12 protein-coding genes are annotated in these 16257 nt (G+C 68.5%); 9 read left to right on the plus strand and 3 right to left on the minus strand.

What is annotated here, in order from left to right:
* The first annotated feature begins 31 nt into the window (after nt 1–31).
* From CFB39_RS25525 to CFB39_RS25545, 5 genes are all read left to right on the plus strand, one after another.
* The gene (locus CFB39_RS25525; RefSeq protein WP_089427440.1) at nt 32–979 is read left to right on the plus strand and encodes an ABC transporter substrate-binding protein; all 948 of its coding nucleotides are present in this window, start codon (nt 32–34) and stop codon (nt 977–979) included.
* A 63-nt stretch (nt 980–1042) separates the two neighbouring features.
* Nucleotides 1043–2092 (plus strand): LLM class flavin-dependent oxidoreductase, encoded by a 1050-nt coding sequence (locus CFB39_RS25530; protein ID WP_089474922.1) that lies wholly within the window; start codon nt 1043–1045, stop codon nt 2090–2092.
* A gap of 7 nt (nt 2093–2099) precedes the next feature.
* Nucleotides 2100–3452 (plus strand): LLM class flavin-dependent oxidoreductase, encoded by a 1353-nt coding sequence (locus CFB39_RS25535; RefSeq protein WP_089474923.1) that lies wholly within the window; start codon nt 2100–2102, stop codon nt 3450–3452.
* Between the two features lie 64 nt (nt 3453–3516).
* Entirely contained in the window at nt 3517–5307 is a 1791-nt protein-coding gene (locus tag CFB39_RS41185) for an amino acid ABC transporter permease/ATP-binding protein (RefSeq protein WP_089475666.1), read from the plus strand.
* 34 nt (nt 5308–5341) lie between these two features.
* Nucleotides 5342–6277 (plus strand): ABC transporter substrate-binding protein, encoded by a 936-nt coding sequence (locus CFB39_RS25545; protein ID WP_089474924.1) that lies wholly within the window; start codon nt 5342–5344, stop codon nt 6275–6277.
* A 96-nt stretch (nt 6278–6373) separates the two neighbouring features.
* On the opposite strand, the gene CFB39_RS25550 is transcribed toward CFB39_RS25545, so the two are convergent.
* Together CFB39_RS25550 and CFB39_RS25555 are read right to left on the minus strand one after the other, a co-directional pair.
* The gene (locus CFB39_RS25550) at nt 6374–7468 is read right to left on the minus strand and encodes an LLM class flavin-dependent oxidoreductase (RefSeq protein WP_089474925.1); all 1095 of its coding nucleotides are present in this window, start codon (nt 7466–7468) and stop codon (nt 6374–6376) included.
* A gap of 52 nt (nt 7469–7520) precedes the next feature.
* Complete coding sequence (locus CFB39_RS25555; RefSeq protein ID WP_175238474.1) at nt 7521–8486, minus strand: ABC transporter substrate-binding protein; 966 nt, start codon at nt 8484–8486, stop codon at nt 7521–7523.
* 300 nt (nt 8487–8786) lie between these two features.
* Here CFB39_RS25555 and CFB39_RS25560 point away from each other — a divergent pair, with 300 nt between their 5' ends.
* From CFB39_RS25560 to CFB39_RS25575, 3 genes are all read left to right on the plus strand, one after another.
* Nucleotides 8787–9704: a serine aminopeptidase domain-containing protein gene (locus CFB39_RS25560; RefSeq protein ID WP_089474927.1), complete on the plus strand. Its 918-nt coding sequence runs from the start codon at nt 8787–8789 to the stop codon at nt 9702–9704.
* A complete protein-coding gene (locus tag CFB39_RS25565) occupies nt 9701–10132 on the plus strand; it encodes a MarR family winged helix-turn-helix transcriptional regulator (RefSeq protein WP_089474928.1) in 432 nt (143 codons plus the stop codon). Before CFB39_RS25560 ends, CFB39_RS25565 begins: the two co-directional genes overlap by 4 nt.
* Nucleotides 10133–10589: 457 nt before the next feature.
* Complete coding sequence (locus CFB39_RS25575; protein ID WP_089427431.1) at nt 10590–12035, plus strand: sialidase family protein; 1446 nt, start codon at nt 10590–10592, stop codon at nt 12033–12035.
* A gap of 69 nt (nt 12036–12104) precedes the next feature.
* Here CFB39_RS25575 and adhP read toward each other — a convergent pair whose 3' ends face one another.
* The gene (gene adhP, locus CFB39_RS25580) at nt 12105–13133 is read right to left on the minus strand and encodes an alcohol dehydrogenase AdhP (protein ID WP_047849938.1); all 1029 of its coding nucleotides are present in this window, start codon (nt 13131–13133) and stop codon (nt 12105–12107) included.
* A 578-nt stretch (nt 13134–13711) separates the two neighbouring features.
* Between adhP and CFB39_RS25585 the strand changes: the two genes are divergently transcribed.
* On the plus strand, nt 13712–15790 hold the full coding sequence (locus CFB39_RS25585; protein WP_256991456.1) for a TonB-dependent receptor: 2079 nt from the start codon (nt 13712–13714) through the stop codon (nt 15788–15790).
* The last annotated feature ends 467 nt before the right edge of the window (nt 15791–16257 follow it).

Consider the following 16257-nt stretch of genomic DNA (forward strand, 5'->3'; position numbering starts at 1 on the left):
CGATTTCCGCTTGCCACCCCAGGACGCTTTCATGCAACGAGCCGTACCGCTTTCTTCCCGTGCCGTGCGCACGCTGGCCGCCGCGCTGATCGGCCTGACCGCGTTCGCCGCAGCCGCGGCCGCCGCCACGTTCGACCTGAGCCCCGAGCAGCGCGGCCGCCCGCGCGGCGTGGCCGATGCGGCCGTCGAGCGCGCGGTGCCCGCGTCGTTCAAGTTCGCCGAACCCGGCACGCTGACGATCGGCGTTGCGCCGAGCCTGCCGCCGATCAGCTCGTATGCGACCGACGCGCGCACGGTGATCGGCTTCGACGCCGACGTCGGCCAGCTCGTGTCCGACAGCCTCGGCCGCAAGCTGAAGATCGTCGCGCTCGCATGGGCCGACTGGCCGCTCGCGCTCGAATCCGGGAAAGTCGACGCGGTGATCTCGAACGTCACCGTCACCGAGGAGCGCAAGCAGAAGTTCGATTTCTCGACCTACCGCAAGGACCAGGTCGGCTTCTACGTGCGCAACGACAGCAAGATCCAGGCGATCCGCGAGCCGAAGGACGTCGCGGGGCTGCGCGTCGTGACCGACGCCGGCACCAACCAGGAAAAGATCCTGCTCGCGTGGGATCGCGAGAACGTCGCGCACGGGCTGAAACCCGTGCAGATCCAGTACTACGACGACCAGGCGATGCGCATCGTCGCCGTGCAGTCGGGCCGCGCCGATGCGGTGTTCAGCGTGAACTCGGTGCTCGCGTACCAGAGCGCGCAGCAAGGCAAGACGCGCCTCGTCGGCGCGATCAGCGGCGGCTGGCCGCGCACGGCCGACATCGCGATCGCGACGCGCCGCGGCAGCGGGCTCGCCGATCCGCTGACCGTCGCGCTGAACGGGCTGATCAAGAATGGCCGCTACCAGCAGGTGCTCGACCGCTGGAACCTCGCATCGGAAGCGATCGACCAGTCGCGCACGAATCCGCCGGGGCTGCCGAAGAGCTGAACGCCGCGCACGCTCACCGTCCCTTCACGCTCACGCCACGCTCACGCAGGAACGCCGCCCACCATGTCTTATTCGCTTTCGTTGCTGGACAAGAGTCCGATCGCCGACGGCGCGAACGCCGCCGACGCGCTGCGCTTCACCACGACGCTCGCGCGGCGCGCCGAACAGCTCGGCTACGAGCGCTTCTGGGTCGCCGAACATCACGGCACGCCGGCCTTTGCAAGCTCGGCGCCGGAGATCGTCGTCGCGCACCTGCTCGCGCACACGTCGCGCATTCGCGTCGGCTCGGGCGGCGTGATGCTGCAGCACTACAGCCCGTTCAAGGTCGCCGAGACCTTCAAGGTGCTGGCCGCGCTCGCGCCGGGCCGCGTCGATCTCGGCATCGGCAAGGCGCCCGGCGGGTTGCCGCTGACCACGCGCGCGCTGCAGTGGTTCCACGACAAGGCGCGCAAGCCGGACTTCGCGGGCCAGCTCGCGGAGCTCGACGCGTTTCTCGGCTGGGGCGTCGCCGAGGATCACCCGCTCGCCGGTGCCGTCGCGCTGCCCGTGCCGCCGCAGGCGCCCGAACGCATCCTGCTCGGCGGCTCGCCGGACAGCGGCGCGCTCGCCGCGCGCAACGGCTGGCGCTTCTGCTATGCGGGGCACTTCAACGGCGACGACGCGAACCTCGAACGCTCGCTGGACGCGTACCGCAGCGCGGGCGGCACCCGGCCGCTGGTTGCGCTGTACGCGGTGGCCGCGCCGACGCGCGACGCGGCCGAGCAGCTGATCGGGCCGCTGAAGATCTTCAAGCTGCAGTTCGCGGGCGGCCAGAGCTTCAATCTCGCCAGCGCGCAGGCGGCCGCCGAATTCGCGCGGCAGAGCGGCGCGTCCGACTACCGGATCGACGAGTTGCGCCCGACGGTGCTGGCCGATACGCCCGAGCGCGTCCACCGCGCGCTCGATGCACTGAGCCGGCGGCTCGACGTCGATGCGTTCGTGATCGATTCGCCGGTGACCGACTACGCGGCGCGGCTCGCATCGGCCGAATGGCTCGGCGGCGCGCTGTCGGCCACGCCGCTGCAGGCGGCCCTCGCGGCCGACCGCTCCCTTTCCCCTGACCAGAACGCGTGACGCTCCCATGACGACCCGACGATCGATTCCCTTCGGCCTGATGCTGCAAGGCGCAGGCAGCCACATGAACGCATGGCGGCACCCGAGCAACCCGCCGGACGCGAGCATCAACCTCGATTTCGCGATCGGCATCGCGCGCAAGGCGGAAGCCGCCGGCATCGCGTTCGCGTTCGTCGCGGACGGCCTGTACATCAACGAGAAGTCGATCCCGCACTTCCTGAACCGTTTCGAGCCGCTGACCGTGCTGTCGGCGCTCGCGGTCGCGACGAAGAAGATCGGGCTCGCGGGCACGATCTCGACGTCGTACAGCGAGCCGTTCACGGTTGCGCGCCAGCTCGCGTCGCTCGATGCGATCAGCGGCGGGCGCGCGGGCTGGAACGTCGTGACGACGCCGCTCGAAGGCACCGCGAAGAATTTCGGCAAGGCGCATCCCGATCACGAACTGCGCTACGAGATCGCCGACGAATACCTCGACGTCGTGCAGGGCCTGTGGGACAGCTGGGACGACGACGCCTTCGTGCGCGACCGCGCGACGGGCCGCTTCTTCGACCGCGACAAGCTCCACACGCTCGACCACCACGGCCGCTTCTTCCAGGTCGCGGGCCCGCTCAACATCCAGCGCTCGCCGCAGGGGCAGCCGGTGATCTTCCAGGCCGGCTCGTCGGATACCGGCATCGCCCTCGCGGGCAAGTATGCGGATGCGGTGTTCACGCATTCGCCGTCGCTCGACGAAACGGCCGCGTTCACGCGGCGCGTGAAGCAGAGCGCAATCGACCACGGCCGGCAACGCAGCGACGTGAAGATCTTCCCCGGCATCGGGCCGATCGTCGGCCGCACCGCGGCCGAGGCCGAGGACAAATACCAGGCGATCCGCAACCTGCTGACGATCGACGAGGCGCTCGCGTATCTCGGCCGCTATTTCGATCACCACGATTTCACGCAGTACGCGCTCGATGCGCCGTTCCCGGAACTCGGCGAGCTCGGCCGCAACAGCTTCCGCTCGACCACCGACCGGATCAAGGCCGACGCGAAACAGAAAGGCCTGTCGCTGCGGGAGACGGCGCTGGCGGTCGCCACGCCGCGCCCGAACTTCATCGGCACGGCCGAGCATGTCGCCGACGAGTTGATCCGCTGGCACGACGCCGGTGCCGGCGACGGTTTCATCCTCGGCTTCGCGGTGCAGGCGCAGGGCGTCGAGGATTTCGTCGAACTCGTGATTCCGGTGCTCGAGGCACGCGGGCGCTACAGCCGCGACCTGCCCGGTGCGACGCTGCGCGACCACCTCGGGCTGCCGCGCAAGGCCAGCCGCCATGCGGCGCCCGGCGCGCCGCACGAAACGGCGGCCGAAGCGCACGCCTGACACCCGCCGCCGCGCCGCCCGTGCGCGGCGCGCCCGCCCGACCGATTCGAGGATTTCCACCGACATGAGCGACACGACCCACCTCGGCGGCGCGCTGCCGCCGCTCTCTTCCCCCGGCGCGCGCGACGCCGGCACGCGTTTCCGGATCGTGCCCGCGCGTCACCGGTCGCGCACGGCCGGCACCGTGCTCGCCATCGCGCTGATCGCGATCGTCCTGCATTCGATTCTCGGCAACCCGCAATGGGGCTGGCCGGTGTTCGCCGAATGGTTCCTGTCGCCGCCGGTGCTGTCGGGGCTCGCGCGCACGCTGGTGCTGACGCTGCTCGGCGCGGTGTTCGGCCTCGTGCTCGGCGCGTTCGTCGCGCTGGCCCGGCTGTCGCGTTCGCGGCTGCTGTCGGCGAGCGCGTGGACCTTCGTGTGGCTGTTCCGCTCGATTCCGCTGATCGTGCTGCTGCTGATCCTGAACAACCTCGGCTACCTGTACGAGCATGTGCGGCTCGGCGTGCTGTTCACCGACATCGTCTGGTTCGACACGCCGACGACCGACCTGATCAGCCCGTTCTTCGCGGCCGTGCTCGGCCTCACGCTGCACCACGCGGCGTTTTCCGCGGAGGTGATTCGCGGCGGCATTCTCGCGGTCGACCAGGGCCAGCTCGAGGCGGCCGCCGCGCTCGGGCTGCCGCGCGGCCGCCAGACCACGCGGATCGTGCTGCCGCAGGCGATGCGCGCGATCCTGCCGACCGCGTTCAACGACCTGATCATGCTCGCGAAAGGCACGTCGATGGTCTACGTGCTCGCGATGCCCGAGCTGTTCTATACGGTGCAGGTGATCTATCGCCGCAATCTCGAAGTGATTCCGCTGCTGATGGTCGCCACCGTCTGGTACCTGATCATCCTGACCGTGCTGTCGGCCATCCAGGTGCAGGTCGAGCGGCACTATGCGCGCGGGGCGCTGCGCAACCCGCCGCCGTCCGTCATCACGTTCGCGCTCGCGCGCCTCGGCGCACTGTGGCGGCGTGTCACGTCCCGTCACGCGGCATCGGTCGCGCAGGCGCACGGCGATAGCGACGCGGCGACCGCCGTCGCGCCGCGCGCCGGCGGCGAAGTGGCCGTGCATGGCGTGTCGAAGCAGTTCGGCATGCAGCGCGTGCTCGACAACGTGTCGTTCGTCGCGCCGCGTGGCAGCGTGACCGCGATCGTCGGGCCGTCGGGCTCGGGCAAGTCGACGCTGCTGCGCACGATCAACCATCTCGAGCGCGTCGACGACGGCTTCATCGACATCGACGGCGAACTGATCGGCTATCGCCGCGACGGCGACGTGCTCTATGAACTGAAGGAGCGCGACGTGCTGACGCGGCGCACGGCCGTCGGGATGGTGTTCCAGAACTTCAACCTGTTCCCGCACCTGACCGTGCTCGAGAACCTGGTCGAAGCGCCGGTCGTCGTGGGCGGCATCACGCGCGACGCCGCCGAACGCATCGCCCGCACGCTGCTCGCGCGCGTCGGCCTCGCGGACAAGGCCGATGCGTACCCGCGCCAGTTGTCCGGCGGCCAGCAGCAGCGCGTCGCGATCGCGCGGGCGCTCGCGCTGCGCCCGAAGGTGCTGCTGTTCGACGAACCGACGTCGGCGCTCGATCCCGAGCTCGTCAACGAGGTGCTCGACGTGATCAAGGAACTCGCGCGTTCGGGCACGACGCTCGTGATCGTCACGCACGAGATCGGCTTCGCGCGCGAAGTCGCGGACAACGTGCTGTTCATGGAGCGCGGGCGCATCGTCGAAGCCGGGCCGCCGGCCGTCGTGCTCGACGCGCCGTCGCATCCGCGCACGCGCGCGTTCCTGTCGCGGGTGCTGTGATGCGCGCCGCTCCCGACCTGCGAGGTGCCGCACGATGACCGACCGACGCCAGTTCATGACCGCCGCGCTGGTCGCGGCAGCGGGCAGCCTTCCGTGGCACGCGGTGCAGGCAGCCGCCGCGACCGCGGATCTCGATCCGCGCCAGGCCGGCCGCCCGCGCGCGCAACCCGACGACGCGGCGATCCGTGCGGCAGCCGGCTACCGCTGGGTACGCGACGGTGCGTTCACGGTCGCGATTTCACCGCACGCGCCGCCCGTGTCGACCTACGCGACCGACGCGCGCACCGTGGTCGGCGCCGATCCCGACTATGCGCAGCTCGTCGCCGACGCGCTCGGCCGCACGCTCGTGCTGCTGCCGATCGCGTGGGCCGACTGGCCGCTCGGGCTGACGTCCGGCAAGTACGACGCGGTGATCTCGAACGTCGGCGTGACCGAGAAGCGCAAGGAGAAATACGATTTCACGACCTACCGGCTCGGGCTGCACGGCTTCTACGTGCGCACCGGCAGCCCGATCGCGAAGCTCGCCGAACCGAAGGACATCGCCGGCCTGCGCATCATCACCGGCGCGGGGACGAGCCAGGAGCGCATCCTGCTCGAGTGGAACAAGCGCAACGTGGCGCAGGGGCTGAAACCGGCCGAGCTGCTCTATTTCGACGACGATGCGGCGTCGCGCGTCGCGCTGCTGTCGGGTCGCGCCGATGCGGAGCTGAACCCGAATGCGTCGCTCGCATACGAGGCCGCACGCACCGGCAAGATCCGCCGCGTCGGCGTCGTCAATGCGGGCTGGCCGGCCAACGCCGACGTGGCGATCGCGACGCGACGCGGCAGTGGGCTCGCGCCCGCGCTGACGCTGGCGACGAACGCGCTGATCGGCAGCGGCCGCTACGGGCAGGCGCTCGCGCGCTGGGGCTTGCAGAGTGAAGCGATCGCGCGTGCGGAGACCAATCCGCCGGGGCTGCCGTCGTTTTGACGGCGTCGACGGGGCGATGCCCGACATGACATCGCCCCGGCATGCCACGATGGCAATGCCGGGGCGCGTCGAAGCAACATCGTTGGCTGCAGGAGCCTACGCGGTCACCGCCGCGTGATACCGGTCGAGTTCCGCGACGTGTGCATGAATCGCCGGAATCAGCTCGCGCCCGTAATCGAGCGCATCGTCCAGCGGATCGAACCCGCGAATCAGGAACGTCGACACGCCGAGCCGGTAATACGCGCCGAGCGCCCGCGCGACCTGTTCCGGCGTGCCGACCAGCGCGGTCGAATTCCAGCGCGCGCCGGTCAGGTTCGCGACACCCATCCACAGCCGCTCATCGAGCACGTCACCCTGCGCGGCGGCCGCCATCAGCCGTTGCGAACCGGCATTCTGCGGCGCATGGCCGGCGATCGGCTGGCCGTTCGCGAGCCGTGCCGCGCGCACGCGTTCGCGGATCGCCTCGGCCTTCTCCCATGCGGCCGCCTCGGTGTCGGCCACGATCGGCCGGAACGACACGCTGATGCGCGGCGCACGCCCGAACGGTGCGGCGGCTTCGCGCACGCGTGCGATTTGCTCGCGTACCGATGCGAGCGGCTCACCCCACGTCATGTAGACATCGGCATGCTCGCCCGCGACCGCCAGCGCAGCCGGCGACGAACCGCCGAAATAGATCGGCACGTGCGGCCGCTGCGCGCCCTTCACGAGCGGCGACGCACCGCGCAGCCGATAGAACGCACCGTCATGGTCGACCGGCGCGTCGGCTTGCCAGATCCGTTTCAGCACGTCGAGATATTCGCCGGTGCGTCGGTAGCGCGCATCGTGCGGCACGAAATCGCCGTCGCGCTGCAGGTCGGCATCGTCGCCGCCCGACACGACGTTCAGCGCCAGCCGGCCGCCGCTGAACACGTCGAGCGTCGCGATCTGCCGCGCGGCGGCCGACGGCACGATCACGCCCGGCCGGTGCGCGAGCAGGATGCGGATACGTTCGGTCGCGGCAGCCGCGAACGACGCGACGATGAAGCCGTCCGCCGCGTTGCTGAAATGGCCGACCAGGATCTGGTTGAAGCCGGCTGCCTCGTGCGCCTGCGCGAAGCGGCGCACGTAGTCGGGCTGGACGGCCGCGCCGCCCGGTACGTCGACCTCCGCGCCGGGTGTCGCGGTGATCATGCCGATGATGTCGACTGGCATGTCGGGATGTCCTTGGGGTGCTCGATTGGAAATCGTGGCCGGGATGGCCCGCTTACTGCGCGGCGGCCGTCTTCTGCGCCGGCGCCGCGAACGCGCCCGCATACGAGCGGTCGAGCAGCTTCGACGTGTCGTACGCGGCCGGAATCACGCCGGCCTTGTACAGGAAGTCGGCCGTGTTCTGCGCGTCCTTCGCGGCCGTCTCGTCGACCGGGCCGACGCGCTGCTTCGCGTTGTTGAGCCAGCGGTACGCGACATCGGGTTCGAGCTTCGCGCGCTTCGCCCACAAGTCCGCGTACTCGCGCGGATGGCTGTCGACCCACTGGCGCGCGGCAACCACGCGCCGCAGGAAATCGGTGAGCTCGGCGCGCTTGCCGGAGGCGGCCTGCTCGTTCGCGGCGACGAAGCTCAGCGCCGGCATCAGCCCCTGCGCGGTCGTCACCGGTCGCGCACCTTGCCGCAACGCGAGCGTGCTGACGAACGGCTCCCACAGCGACACGGCGTCGACCGAGCCGTTCGCGAGCGCGTTGGTCGCATCGATCGGCATCAGGTACGCGTACTTGACCGAATCGGCGCGCAAGCCCGCGTGTTCGAGCGCGCGCAGCACGAGCTGCTGGCTCCACGCGCCGCGCCATACGGCGATGGTCTTGCCCTGCAGGTCGGCCACGGTGCGCACCGGCGAATTCTTCGGCACGAGGATCGCGACGCCGTCGAGGCTCTGCCGCGACACGGCGACGACCTTCACCGGCGCGCCGCGCGCGGCCAGCGTGAGCAGCGCGGAATCGCCGAGAAAGCCGACGTCGATCGCATTGCCGTTCAGCGATTCGGCGACGGGCGCCGCGGCCTGGAAATGCTTCCACTCGATCGTGTAAGGCAGGTCCTTCAGCACGCCGGACGCCTCCATCGACGCCTGGATGTTGAAGTAGTTCTGTTCACCGACGCGCAGCGTGACGGTGTCCTTGGCCATGCCCGGCTGCGCGGCAAGCGCCAGCAAGAGTGCCGTGACGATTCGACTCAACAACGTGATCTCCCGGAGGGTTGGCGGACGGCCGCGCGCGGGCGGCGCCCGTGGTCCGCCGTGCACGGTGGTCGGCGGAACGGATGGAACCGCTGAAGATACGTCGATCTTCATCATGAAACAAACGCAATATTCTTCTATGCAAAGATGCAAATGTTTTATGACATGGCAGGCGTCGCCGGATGCCGCCGGCCGCGCTCGAGGGAATCCGGTTCGAATGAATCCTCGACCGATATTTCGTGCGCGAAATAAATCACGGACTATATTTCGCATACGAAATAACTACCCGTAACGAGGACAGCCATGACCTCCGAGCCCATCGAATTTTCCGCCGCCGACGGCTACGCGCTGCACGGCACGCTGTGGTCGCCGGACGCGCCGCCGCGCGCGCTGGTGCTGATCCATCCGGCAACGGCCGTGCCGGAGCGGCTGTATGCGGGCTTCGCGCGCTTCCTGACCGAACGCGGCTTCGCGGCGCTCACCTACAACTATCGCGGCATCGGCGCGTCTCGCCCCGCGCGCCTGGGTGCGTTGAAGGCCCGCATGCGCGACTGGATGGAACTCGACGTGGGCGCCGCGACCGCGTGGGCGCGGCAGGCGCATGAAGGGTTGCCGCTGCTGGCGGTCGGCCATAGCGTCGGCGGGCACGCGATCGGGCTGTCCGCCGCGACGCCGCACCTGCGCGCGGCCGTGCTGGTCGCCTCACATGCGGGCAGCACGCGGCTGATCACGCAGGCGGCCGAACGCCTGAAGGTGCGGCTGATCCTGCGCGTGCTCGGCCCGCTGATGTCGGCGCTGCTCGGCTACGTGCCCGGCAAGCGGCTCGGGCTCGGCGAGGACATGCCGGCCGGCGTGTTCCGCGAATGGAGCCGCTGGACCACGCTGCCGCACTATTTCTTCGACGATCCGACACTCGGCGCGGCCGAGCGTTACGCGAAACAGCAGTTGCCGATCCTCGCGCTCGGCTTCGACGACGACCCGTGGGCGAACCCGCCGGCGATCGGGCTGCTGGTAAGCTATCTGACCCGCGCGACGGTCGAACGCCGCCAGATCGATCCGCACGCGGCGGGCAGCGGCCCGGTCGGGCACATGGGCTTCTTCCGCAGCCGCCCCGGCACCGTGCTGTGGCCCGACGTGGCCGACTGGCTCGCACAGGCGCTCGATACGCCGCGCGCCGCGGGCCGCCCCTCCCTTTCCATTGCAGCCGGGAACCCAGCTTGAGCGAAGACCGACGACTGTTTTTCATGTTGAACATCGGCCAGCGGCGCGTGCAGCGCTGGATCGACCGCAAGGCGGAGACCGAGACGCGCGCGAGCGCCGCGCAGGCCGGCGCCTTGTTCTGTCTCGCGAAACAGGATGGTGCGCTGATCGGTGAAGTCGGCGCCGCGCTGCAGCTCGCGCCGTCCGCGATGACGGGGCTCGCCGATCGGATGGCGAAAGCCGGCCTCATTACGCGTCACGCCGATTCGGATGACGGCCGCGCGACGCGCCTGTACCTGACCGACGCAGGCCACGCCGCGCTCAAGCATGCGCGCGTGCTGCTGCGCGAACTCAACGGCAAGCTGTGCGACGGGTTTTCCGACGACGAACTCGATGTCGTCGCGCGCTGGCTGCATGCGTTGCAGGAGCGGTTTCCGGCGGAGCGCTGAGCGGCACATTGCGGCATCGCCACCGGCACTCACCGGCCCCGTCGAAAGCGATTCCGATTCGCATTTTCGATTCGATTTTCATGCCGCCTCGACGGCATTTTTTGCGCGCCCGCCGCCCTCTTCCGGCAACGCTTTCCGGCTACGCACTGTTACAAAAAACTGCCTGCCGGGTGGCAATCGAATCGCCTACATTGCAATCCACCTCGACACATTCGTCGCCTGCCCGGGCAAGTCTTCCCGCCCGGTCGACATCGCAGACACGCCCGACAATCAATGAAAATGAAAAGGAGTCTTAACCGAAGTGCTGGCGGCATCCAGCGCACGCGGATTGCGATGACCGAAGCGGCATCCTGAACGACACGTATCGGCCTGATGCGCGGCATCCGACGCCGCGCGCCGGATCGCGCTGCCGCGTCGTGCCGCACCATCGCACCCGCACGTCAACGAGGAGCAGTCCATGCGACGCATGATCGTGTCCCACTCGCTTGTCACCCGCCTGTCCGCCGCGATGGCGATGGCCGCCGCTGCCGCGGCGCACGCCGATCCCGTCGTCGTGTCCGGCCCGAGCCCGTTCGCCGCCTGCACCATCGGCGGCCCCGGCACCAACTACGTGAACGCCGAAGTCGAGCCGTGGCTATCGGTCAACCCTGCCAACCCGATGAACATGATCGGCGTGTGGCAGCAGGACCGCTGGTCGAACGGCGGCGCCCACGGGCTCGTCGCCGGCTACACGTTCGACGGCGGCGCGACCTGGGCACGCACGCCGCAGCCGTTCAGCGCATGCGCGCCGGGCGGGCTCAAGTACGAGCGCGCGTCCGATCCGTGGGTCTCGTTCGGGCCGGACGGCACCGCGTACTCGGTGTCGATTTCGTTCAACCAGTCGAACAACAGCAATGCGGTTGCCGCGTCGGTTTCGTCCGACGGCGGGCAGACGTGGAGCAGCCCGGCCGTGCTGATCGCGAACGACGAGCCGACGACGCAGTTCTTCAACGACAAGGAATCGGTCACCGCGAACCCGGTGAAGGCCGGCACGGCGTATGCGGTATGGGACCGCCTCGAGCTGCCGAACGGCAACCCGTACGCGAACCTGCACACGAAGGCATTCCGCGGCCCGACGCTGTTCTCGAAGACGACCGACGGCGGCAAGACGTGGAGCGCCCCGAAAGTGATCGTCAACGTGCCTTCACGCCAGCAGACGATCGGCAACCAGATCGTGGTCGATCCGAGGAACGGCACGCTCTACGATTTCTTCGACCTGATCCAGCCACCGTTCAGCAAGGCGGCCGGCAAGGTCGCGTTCATCAAGTCGACCGACGACGGCGCAACGTGGACGAAACCGCAGGTGATCGCCGGCCTGCAGACGGTCGGCGTCACGGATCCGGTGACCGGCGAACCGGTGCGCACCGGCGACATCATTCCGGAACCCGCGATCGATCCCGCGTCGGGGCAGCTGTACGTCGTGTGGCAGGACAGCCGCTTCAACGGCGGCACGTACGACGAGATTGCGGTATCGACGTCGAAGGACGGCGGCGCGACCTGGAGCGCGCCACAACAGTTGAACACGCCGACCGGGCGCCCCGCGTTCAATCCGTCGGTGCGCGTCGACAACACGGGGGCCGTGATGGTCACGTACTACGACTTCCGCGACCTGCAGGCCGGCAACACCACGACGCTGCCGACCGGCTTCTGGCGCAAGATCTCGCATGACGGCGGCACCACGTTCACCGACGAGCGGCGCGTCGGCGGCCCGTTCGACATGAAGCTCGCACCCAATGCCGAAGGGTTCTTCATCGGCGACTACCAGGGGCTCGACGTGCTTCCGTCGTCGTCGTTCCATCCGTTCTTCGTCCAGACCAACGCGGGCAACCTGACGAACCGCACCGACGTGTTCTTCGCACCATGACGCTGGCATGACCGCCACGCTGCCGCACGACGCGATGCGTCGCGCGGCGGCGTGGGCGTGTTCACCGCATCAATGCATGTCGGTCAGCACGATGCGCCCGTCGACCTTGCCTTCGCGCAGCTTCGCGAACACGTCGTTGATGTTGCCGAGCCGGTCGCGATGGATATGCGCGCGCACCAGGCCATCGGCCGCGAAGTCGAGCGATTCCTGCAGGTCGCGCCGCGTGCCGACGATCGACCCGCGCACGGTGATGCCGTTCAGCACGGTCGAGAAGATCGGCAACGGGAAATCGCCGGGCGGCAAGCCGTTGAGCGCCACCGTGCCGCCGCGCCGCACCATCCCGAGCGCCTGCGCGAACGCACTGCGCGACACGGCCGTGACGAGCACGCCGTGCGCACCGCCGATCTCCTTCTGGATCACCTTGGCCGGATCGTCGATCGACGCGTCGATCGTCAGTTCCGCGCCGAGTTGCCGCGCCAGCGCGAGCTTGTCGGGTGAAATGTCGATGGCCGCGACGTGCAGGCCCATCGCACGCGCATACTGCACGGCCACGTGCCCGAGGCCGCCGATGCCGGAGATCGCGAGCCACTGGCCCGGGCGCGTATCGGTGACGCGAATGCCCTTGTAGACGGTGACACCCGCGCACAGGATCGGCGCGATCTCGTCGAACGCAACCTGCGCGGGCAAATGGCCGACGTAGTCGGGATCGGCCAGCACGTATTCCGCGTAGCTGCCGTTCACCGAATAGCCGGTGTTCTGCTGGCCGTGGCACAGCGTTTCCCAGCCCGTGTGGCAGTACTCGCAATGGCCGCAGGCCGTGTAGAGCCACGGCACGCCCACGCGATCCCCCTCGCGCACGTGCGTGACGCCCGCACCGACCGCCGCGACGATGCCCACGCCTTCATGCCCCGGAATGAACGGCAACGTCGGCTTGACCGGCCAGTCGCCATCGGCTGCGTGCAGGTCGGTATGGCACACGCCCGACGCCTTGATGTTGACGAGGATCTGGCCGGGCCCCGGCGTCGGCACGGGCACTTCCTCGATGCGCAGCGGTTCGCCGAATGCGTGCACGACGGCCGCTTTCATGGTTTGGGTCATGGGTCGCTCCTGCCTGGTCAATGAGCGATCCAGTATCCGGTTTCGGAATCGAACGACGTTGATACGCATCAACACGCGGGCAATGCACGGCGATGGCCACCGCTACAAGGCGTCGCACCGTCGCGCGACGCGGAATCGCGCTGGCTCCCGACTCAGGAGCGGAGGTCCGCGCCCGCTGCATCGATCAGCGCAGGGCTGCTTCGGGCGGGCCGCTTCGACGAACACCGACGCGGGCAACACCCACCTGGCCGGCGTATCGGCAACGCGTCGGCGCGCGCATCGCATCGTCCGGTTCAGGCGAGCGTTCCGAACACCGCGCAGACGATTTCCGCTCCCGCCGCCATTTCCCCCGTCCGACAGAAACCCGACAGGATCCCGCCATCCGGCTTGGATTTTGAGATGATATAACATATCATTTCGCGTGCTCGTTCGCCTGACGCCGTTCTACTGTGGGCGGCCGAGCCTCGCCGAGCCATGTTCCAACGGGTCACTGCGCGTCGCTGACGCAACAATATATCGTATCCATCCGTGACCTGCATCGCTCGTTATCCGATCCGATTCCAACCGATTCACCGACCATGCGCGACCTCCCTCGTCTACCGCTTCGCCCGCTCTCGTCCCTTTCGCTGATGCTGTTCGCCGCCGTCGCGCACGCGCAGACCGAGCCGCCCGCCGGGTCCGGCACGCCGCCGACCACCACGCTCGCCCCGATCTTCGTGACCGCGAACCCGCTCGGCGACAACGAACTGATCGCGCCGACCGCCCAGCTTTCCGGCGATGCGCTGACGCGCCGCCAGGCCGATTCGCTCGGCGAAACGCTGAACGGGCTGCCCGGCGTGTCGACCACCACCTACGGGCCGATGGTCGGCCGCCCGATCATCCGCGGGATGGATGGCGACCGGATCCGGCTGCTGCAGAACGGCGTCGCGGCGTACGACGCGTCGTCGCTGTCGTACGACCACGCGGTGCCGCAGGACCCGCTGTCGATCGAACGCGTCGAGATCGTGCGCGGCCCGGCCGCGCTGCTGTACGGCGGCAATGCGGTGGGCGGCGTCGTCAACACGATCGACAACCGGATTCCGCGCGAAGCGATCCAGGGCGTGACGGGCGCGCTCGACGCGCGCTACGGCGGCGCGAACTCGGTGCGCGCGGGCGCCGCGCAGGTCGAAGGCGGCAACGGCCGCTTCGCGTTCCACGTCGATGCGTTCGACCGCGAGACGAGCAAGCTGCGGATTCCCGGCTACGCGCGCAGCAGCGCACAACGCGCGATCGACGGCCCCGACGCGCCGCAGCCGTACGGCAACGTACCGAACAGCGACGGCCGCGTGCACGGCGGCGCGGTGGGCGCGTCGTACACGTGGGCGGACGGCTTCGCGGGCCTGTCCTACAGCGGCTACGAATCGAACTACGGCTCCGTCGCGGAAAGCGACGTGCGGCTGCGGATGCGCCAGGAGCGCCTCGCGCTCGCGTCCGAGGTGCGCAACCTGAGCGGGCCGTTCACGAAGCTGAAATTCGACTTCGCGTACACCGACTACCGTCACAAGGAAGTCGACAACGGCGAAACCGCGACCACCTTCCGCAATCGCGGCTACGAGGCGCGCATCGAGGCAACGCATCGCAAGATCGGCCCGTTCGAAGGCGCGATCGGCGTGCAGTTCGGCCAGAACACGTTCTCCGCGCTCGGCGACGAATTGCTCGTGCCGTCCACGCGCACCAACAGCGTCGCGCTGTTCGGCCTCGAGGAATGGCAGGTCGTCCCGGCGCTGAAGCTGAGCCTCGGCGGCCGCTTCGAACACGTGAAGGTCGATCCCGATCCGGCCGGCGTCGAGAAATTCGCGGGGGCGCAGCCGCGCGAATTCAACGCGGGCAGCCTGTCGGCCGGCGCCCTGTTCTCGCTGACGCCCGTGTGGTCGGTGGCGGCCAACGTCGCGTACACCGAACGCGCGCCGACCTTCTACGAGCTGTATTCGAACGGCCCGCACGATGCGACCGGCCAGTTCCTGATCGGCAACCCGAACGCGTCGAAGGAAAAGGCCGTGTCGACCGACCTGTCGCTGCGCTATGCGAGCGGGCCGAACCGTGGCAGCGTCGGCGTGTTCTACAACCGCTTCTCGAACTACCTGACCGAGTACAACACGGGCCGCGTGGTGAACGGCGACGACGAGCCCATCGCGCCCGGCGCCGACGGCGCGCTCAACGAAGCGATCTACCGCGGCGTGCGTGCCGAGTTCTACGGCATCGAGCTGGACGGCAAGTGGCGCGCGTTCGCGCGGCGCGGCCATACGGTCGACCTGGAGCTGACCGCCGACTACACGCATGCGCGCAACGTCGACACGGGCCAGCCGCTGCCGCGCATCGCGCCGCTGCGCGCGACGCTCGCGGCCGACTACGGCTACGGCCCGTTCGGCGCGCGTGCGCAAGTCACGCACGCGTGGTCGCAGCATCGCGTGCCCGACAACGATTTCTCGACGGACGGCTACACGTCGCTCGGCGTGATGCTGACGTACAAGTTCCGCGTCGGCCCGACGCACTGGCTCGCGTACCTGCGCGGCGACAACCTGACGAACCAGGAAATCCGCTATTCGACCTCGGTCGTGCGCGGCTTCGCGCCGCAAGGCGGCCGCAGCGTGATGGCCGGGTTGCGCACCACGTTCTGACCCTCTCATGGTCCGCGGCGCCCGCCGCGGGCCTCCTCTCTCCGGCGCCCACCTGCGCCCGAGTTTCCGTTGATTCGCCATGACCGCCAATCGCGCGGCATTCGCCGGCGACGCGCACCAGTTCCCTCCCCAATTAAGTCGAAACCCAATTCCGATATTCATCCATAAATCGAAACGGATTCATCAGACAATTATTAGCAAAACCATAGTTTTTGTTTCACCCATGAAAACCGGTTTCGAATTCCACGTATAAACCTTTTAATTACGGGCACCCCGCCGATTTTTGATCAAAATCAGAAGCGCCCATCTGGCAACGATTCCAGCGCTAAAAAAACTAATATCAGGGTTTTCGAAGGGTAAAGAATCATCCCGGATACCCGTTAATGCCGGCACGAGCCCGTATCTGGTCGAACAATAAATTCAATTCGTCAACCACACGCACAGAGGCACACTGTGAAAATCGCCAG

It is taken from the genome of Burkholderia sp. AU6039 (assembly GCF_002223365.1).
Taxonomy (GTDB): Bacteria; Pseudomonadota; Gammaproteobacteria; order Burkholderiales; family Burkholderiaceae; genus Burkholderia.